Below are 6,020 nucleotides of genomic sequence, written 5' to 3'. Positions count from 1 at the left end.
GGAATTAGATTGGCCATGATAACCCAACGATTGTCTGGGGATAATTTCCCCTCCGAGGGAAACTCGAAGTTGTCCGGTGGCGTTGAGGGTAACTCGCTTTTACGGTACATTAGCACTAATGAGAGAAGATGCAAGGGTTTTGAGCGATTAAGCGCAGATTTAAGTGCATTTGGGAAGCTCTCAATCTAGCTAAAAGCCCTTTCCAATAAAGGTTGTAGCTTCTTTCAGCAAACCCTAGTTAAGAGGAGTAGAAGCAAGAATCTCCCGTCACAGCGTAGCTTGACGGCGAGAGTGTCAAATAACTGATTACTGATTACTGTCGCGGTTGTACGGGGAAACCTTGACGCTGAAGCATTTCCGCCGCATCTTGGCCCGGTTGATAGTTGATGCCGAGGGTAGAGGTGGCCGTATCCTCGATGATTTTGGGAGTGAGGAGAATAATCACCTCCGAGCGATCGTTGCGATTGCTACGACTGCGGAATAAAGCCCCTAAAATGGGAATATCCCCTAAAATCGGCACTTTTGACTCAGAACTCTGTTGGCGTTCTTGGATAATCCCCGAAAGAATTAAACTCTGTCCATCCCGAAGACGAATTAAACCCGATAATAATTCCCGGGTAATCAAAGGGGTCAATGTGTTGACTGTGAGACCACCGCTATCAAATCGAATCGGGGGCCCAGGTTGGGCAATTGTAGGCGCAACATTTAAACTGATGTAACCATTATCGTCAATTTGATTCACATCGACGGTTAAGGTCAGTCCAGCATCACCAAACACAGGAGTTGTAATTCTCTCATTGCCATTGCCATTGGTATCAATTTTTGTTTCAACACTGACCAGCACTTTCTCGGTTAGTTTCACCACTGCCTGCTGACCCTCCTGCACCACCAGGGAGGGATCGGTGAGAATCTTGGCATTTCCTGTCTGAATTGACGCTTGCAGGGTCATCAGGAATTTTTGAGGATATTGGAAGAGGTTCGGGGGTTCGTAGGTGAAGACAGGTGATTTACCCGGTGTAGTGACTCCAGTGATGGGATTGAACGTACTTGGCTCGCCTGGTGTAAATTCACTCAATCCGGGCTGAAAAGGGTTACTAATCCGACCAAAACTAGGGCGCGAGTAGGGTGTTAGACCCCCTGAAAAGTCATTGGGTCCCTGGTTAACACGGCCAAAGGGAGCGCCATTCTGAATGTCAAGAAAAGTTTGAATTTCTGCTGTCCCCGTACCCGATATGATATCAAAAATCGGTACAACAGGCTGTGCAAAAGCCCCCGGCCTGGATACAGTTGAGCTAGTAGGTGGGTTCATATTACCAAAGTTCAGCACTGCTGCCCCGTTATCTTGAACGAAGAAACCATCGTTAAAACCGAAGGAAAAACTACTGTTAAAGCGGTCTGTATTGAGCAGGTTGACATCGATAACTTTCACATTAACCACCACCTGACGGCGACGAGCATCCAGTTGGGTTAATAAAGATGTGGCGATTTGGACTTGTCGGGGTTCGCCGATTAAATTGATAGAATTAAGGCGATCATCGGCGGCAATTCTTAAACCAGTTAAAAGTAAGGCAGCTTTTGATCCTTCTGTGTTTTGGGGTGTTAGTGCCTCTAGGGTGGGAGGAACATCCCGGCGACCGATTACCCGTCCGGTGAGGGGATCGACGATATCCTCGGTTTGGGTAACTAAACGCTGGTATTCTGCCCCTTGGGTAGCGAGGAAAGTGGCGGCGGCGATGGCTTTGACTTGATTGAGACGCAGGGTGCGGCTAATCAGATTACGAGCCCCTTGGGGTAATTGCGCCCCGACAAAGATGGTTTTACCCTGACGGTTAGCCTGGAGTCCGGAAATTAACAACACGGCGTTAAAAATGTTTTCCACCGATTCGTTAGTAAATTCCAAGGAAACTGTCTGAGAGGTGGCGTTAGCTTCCCCCTGGGCGCTGGTGAAAACGACGTTATAACCGGCATAGTTAGCAAGGGTCATTAACACTTCTCTAGCGGAAGCTTCCCGCAGTAAAATGCGAGGTACAGTCATATTACGCTCGAATTTGACCTTTTCGGCACTAGCATCGATGTTAGAGATGGCAATATCTCCCACCGGTGGGGCGACGGCCCGGGGTAGGGTGGGAACACCGGGGGCTTGGGGTGCGCCTTGAATGATAATTTCGGGGTTGGGGACAAGGGGCGCACTTTGGGCGAGCAGTTTTTCACTAGCTAAAATGCGATCGCTGATTTCCTTTTGTACGGCTGCGCTTGAAGGGACAAGCTGATTTGGCGACTTTTGTAAATTTTCTTTACTAAACTCTTGCCAAAATTCAACTTTTAATGTAGCGGATCTTAACTCTGAACCATGGAAGGAAATGGGGGTTTCGGCCAAAGCGCTCAGGGGAGCCATCAATAAAAACGAGGCAATTTGGGGGATAAACAGGGCATAGCGGGACGGATTCACTTTAACTTCACTCCTCAACAATTACGGGATTCAACGGACAAAAAACGCAATACTCACACCGGATTGAAGACTATTATCGGGGCGGACTAGCGGGGGGTTGACCAGCGGCGGGGGGTTGACCAGCGGCGGGGGGTGGCGGTGCTAATTTCGCTAATTCTTCGGCATTGAGAGGAATAATCACATCGAGAAGAAAGGTGGTAGTAACGGGTTTATCGCCTTGGCGAACGATAGTGGCTTTATTGTTGCCGGTACTAACCACTTTAACTGCCGATCCTTCCTTTTCTATCTGGGTATTGAGACTGTTTAGCAAAATGAGCGGCTGTAATCTTTCTAAATCCCGAATAACCTCTTGAGTGTTAGCATAGTTCCCTTCGATCTTGACGTTCAGAGTTTGACGTTTGAGCTTATTATTAACCGCGCTACCGAGGGAACCATCGGAAACCACCACTGGTTCTAGTCCTTGGGGTTGGAAGCTAATCAGCTTAACATTGCGAGACTTAAAGATATTACTAATATCTAAGAGAATCGTGCTTAAGTCCTCTTCTTTGGCAAAAAGCGCGAGTATTTGCTGTTTAATAGCTTTTTTTTCTTGCAACTGACTCTCGATTGTTTGGAATTCGGAGGCTCTCAGACCGCTTTTTTGTTGATCTAACTGTTGTTGTTTGCCCGCTGCATCGTTTTGCAACTGTTGCAAGGTATTATAAGCGGGCATCACCCAGTTAAAAAGCAGATAGAAAGAACCTAGTAAACCCACCACACCAGCAGCGATGCCACTATTGCGGGGAGTAAAAGTTATCCCGAAAGCGATAGGATACTCTTCAAATTCCTCTAATTCCCGATCTTCAAATTCTTCGGTAAAGGTCATGGTTGAATGGCTCCTTGGCGTTTGAGAGTATTAATCCTAGTGACAACTCCGATCGCACCATTGCGGGCAAGATTGAGCAGTTGTTGAGTAGCGGGAGTATCACTTAATTGGGCGGTGATCACAAATTGAACCGCTTGGGGGAAAGTAATATTAATATTTTTGTACTTATTAGCCACCTGTACGGGTAAATCGGCTAGGGCAGCACTTTCGATCGCGGTTTTCTTGCCCTGTAAAAAAGGAGAAGCTTGCAGGGTTAAGAGATAATCATTTACTGCTTCGTAACTACTGGCAAAACCACTGATTTTTAACTGAGTAGCTGGATTCGGTTGCCCTTGATCTGGGGCGGCGGGAACCTCCACCTGCTGCACACTGGTTAGCTGGACGCTAGGGGGAGTTTGTTGGCGAATTTCTTGAAGAATGGCTGACCAAGGCCTAATCTGATTGAATACAGTTACCAGAGATTGATTTTCTCCTTCTACTGCCGTTAATTGCGCTCTCAGGTCTTCTAGCTTTTTGCTTTGGGCTTGCAGTTGACCTAATTCCGCGTCCAGTTGCTGAATTTTGGCCTGAGTTTCGCTGGTTTGCCAACCGACGATTAAACCGAGTAATCCCGTCAGTGTCAATAATCCAGCCCCCACTCCCACACCGATCAACAGGGGTGTTTGTTTACGCAGGTTAATAGCGGTGGAAATCTTGGCCGCGGGGGTTGTTCCTTTGCCCGTTTGCTGGAGATGGCGATCCTTAAGAAAATTAACGTCAAGACTATACATAATTTTTGTCTATACCTCCCGTAATCCTAAACCGAGAACTGTTACTAATCCAGGTCTTTCGATATTAGGAATCTCTTGAGTTGTATCTAAGTTCAGTGATGCGATCGGATCGATTGCCATGGCGGGGACGCCGAGACGTTGAGTAAAATATTCGTCTAGTTGCGCTAAACCGCCCCCGGGACCGGCTAAAAGTAACTGGACGATTTCCAGTTCATCACTTTGGTTAAGATAGAAATTAATCGATCGCCGTAACTCATCAGTTAATTCCCCTAAAACGCGCATCACTGCCGTCATCCCGGCGTTAGTAGGGGACCCGGAAGTGCCGGTATTGGTGCTAAGACTATCAAAGGCAATAATCGGAATTGTCATCCCCAAAAGAATCTCAGGACTGCGGGAGGTGGGCAAATTCATCGCCCTGGAGAGGGCATTTTGTAGCTGGAAAGTGCCGATGGGGACAGTGCGGGAAAATTGGGGAACGCCGTCAACCACGATGGCAATTTCCGTGTTATCAAATTCTATATCAACAATAACGGCGGCTTCATTGGAACTAAACTGTCGCAAATGCTCGCGAATCGTCCGAATTAGGGCAAAACTATTAATTTCTAGCACATCTACCTGTAATCCTGCCTGTTGGAAGGTTTCCATATAGGCATCGGTAATCTCCCGACGAGTAGCAACTAATAATACTTGTACTTTTTCGATCCCGTCTTCATCCTGAAAGTAGCCGAGTTTTTGGTAGTCGAGATCCACTTCCTCGCGAGGATAGGGAAGGTATAAACTAGCCTCATGATTTAAGACCAGATTTCGCAATTCCTGATCGTCCAATTCCGAGGGAATGGGGATAATCCGGATAATTGACTCGCGCATCGGCACACCAGTAGCGACTCGTTTGCTGTTAATTTTATTTTCCTTGAGGACTTCTTGGATTAATTCCGCTAAAGCGGGGGAATCGACGATTTTTCCCTCCTCAAAGATGCCTTCCGGGATATCCGACGAACAACATTTAACTAATTTATAATTTTGTCCCTGTTTGGCGATCTGAGCTATGTTAATACGCTCCGGGGTGATCTCTAACCCAACACCTTGAGGTTTTTTTGTCAATAGCTTTTTAAAAAAACTTACCATAGATTTTCTTGGGCAGCTCTAAGGGGATTGGTGATTAACAAAGGCAATAATTTTTTGACCTGATTTTATCTAGGGTCGATCAAGGCAGTAAATCAGTCTATAAACGATCTTGACTGGGTAAATTACCCAGAAAAGGTGAAAATCGAGGAGTAGAGAACCTATTCCTGCACTCGCTACGGCGGATTCAGGCTCAGTCTGGTACATCTTCTAAGTGGAAATGCTTATCCAATAAGGATTTGTCTGTGCCAGATGGATAGAGGAACCGCCGTAACCCGATTATCTTTGTTCAGATCGAGGTTAATCTCGAGTGGGTGAGAGGAGAGGAAGTGCCTATTGATGGTAATATTGTAATCAATTTTGGTGAAAGAACCAAGTCCAAGCTAAAAATTGGCCATTACCCCCCCCTTTTTTTTCTGCTCCACTAGATCAAGTCAGCTTTCCCTAGTTAGGGTTTGCTGAAAAAGTTTTTCGTGGGGGCAGGGTGTCGGGGGTCGGGCATCGGGTTTTAAGCTAAGACGCATTTTCACCGCCCGCCAATTCAAAAATGAAAGGCAGGACTCCTCAAGACAAAAGTTCAAGAAATCTTAAGTACCTAGTCTAAATTAATTTTAGATGAGTTTGCATAGGTAATTTTTAACGTAATCCTTAGCAGGCAAGGCTTTCACTTATCTAACTCTACAATAAAAAAACGGTAATTAGGGTTTGCTGAATAAAGCTAAAAACCTTACAGGAAAGGGCTTTTAGCTTGATTGAGAGTCGCTCAGGTGCCCCTGAATCTGCTAAAATTACTCAAAACCCTTGCATCTTCTCT

General features: G+C 46.2%; 4 protein-coding genes. All 4 read right to left on the bottom strand.

Features of this window, described 5'->3' with window-relative positions:
* Positions 1–313: 313 nt before the first annotated feature.
* On the bottom strand, positions 314–2,449 hold the full coding sequence (locus EWV84_RS08755; protein WP_287077692.1) for a secretin GspD/PilQ domain-containing protein: 2,136 nt from the start codon (positions 2,447–2,449) through the stop codon (positions 314–316).
* A gap of 73 nt (positions 2,450–2,522) precedes the next feature.
* Entirely contained in the window at positions 2,523–3,314 is a 792-nt protein-coding gene (locus EWV84_RS08750; protein WP_287077691.1) for a pilus assembly protein, read from the bottom strand.
* Complete coding sequence (locus EWV84_RS08745; RefSeq protein WP_287077690.1) at positions 3,311–4,084, bottom strand: PilN domain-containing protein; 774 nt, start codon at positions 4,082–4,084, stop codon at positions 3,311–3,313. The genes EWV84_RS08750 and EWV84_RS08745 overlap by 4 nt, the downstream gene beginning before the upstream one ends.
* Positions 4,085–4,093: 9 nt before the next feature.
* Positions 4,094–5,209, bottom strand: coding sequence for a type IV pilus assembly protein PilM (gene pilM, locus EWV84_RS08740; RefSeq protein WP_287077689.1), 1,116 nt, complete (start codon positions 5,207–5,209; stop codon positions 4,094–4,096).
* Positions 5,210–6,020 lie beyond the last annotated feature (811 nt).

Source organism: Microcystis sp. M_QC_C_20170808_M3Col, assembly GCF_007095505.1.
Classification (GTDB): domain Bacteria; phylum Cyanobacteriota; class Cyanobacteriia; order Cyanobacteriales; family Microcystaceae; genus Microcystis.
The sequence above is the reverse complement of the archived record's forward strand: the minus strand, read 5'-3'. Positions and strand labels throughout refer to the sequence as shown.

Excerpts from the sequence above, each read along its gene's own strand:
- EWV84_RS08750 (WP_287077691.1), bottom strand. The coding sequence starts at position 3,314 with ATGACCTTTACCGAAGAATTTGAAGATCGGGAATTAGAGGAATTTGAA.
- pilM (WP_287077689.1), bottom strand. The coding sequence starts at position 5,209 with ATGGTAAGTTTTTTTAAAAAGCTATTGACAAAAAAACCTCAAGGTGTT.
- EWV84_RS08745 (WP_287077690.1), bottom strand. The coding sequence starts at position 4,084 with ATGTATAGTCTTGACGTTAATTTTCTTAAGGATCGCCATCTCCAGCAA.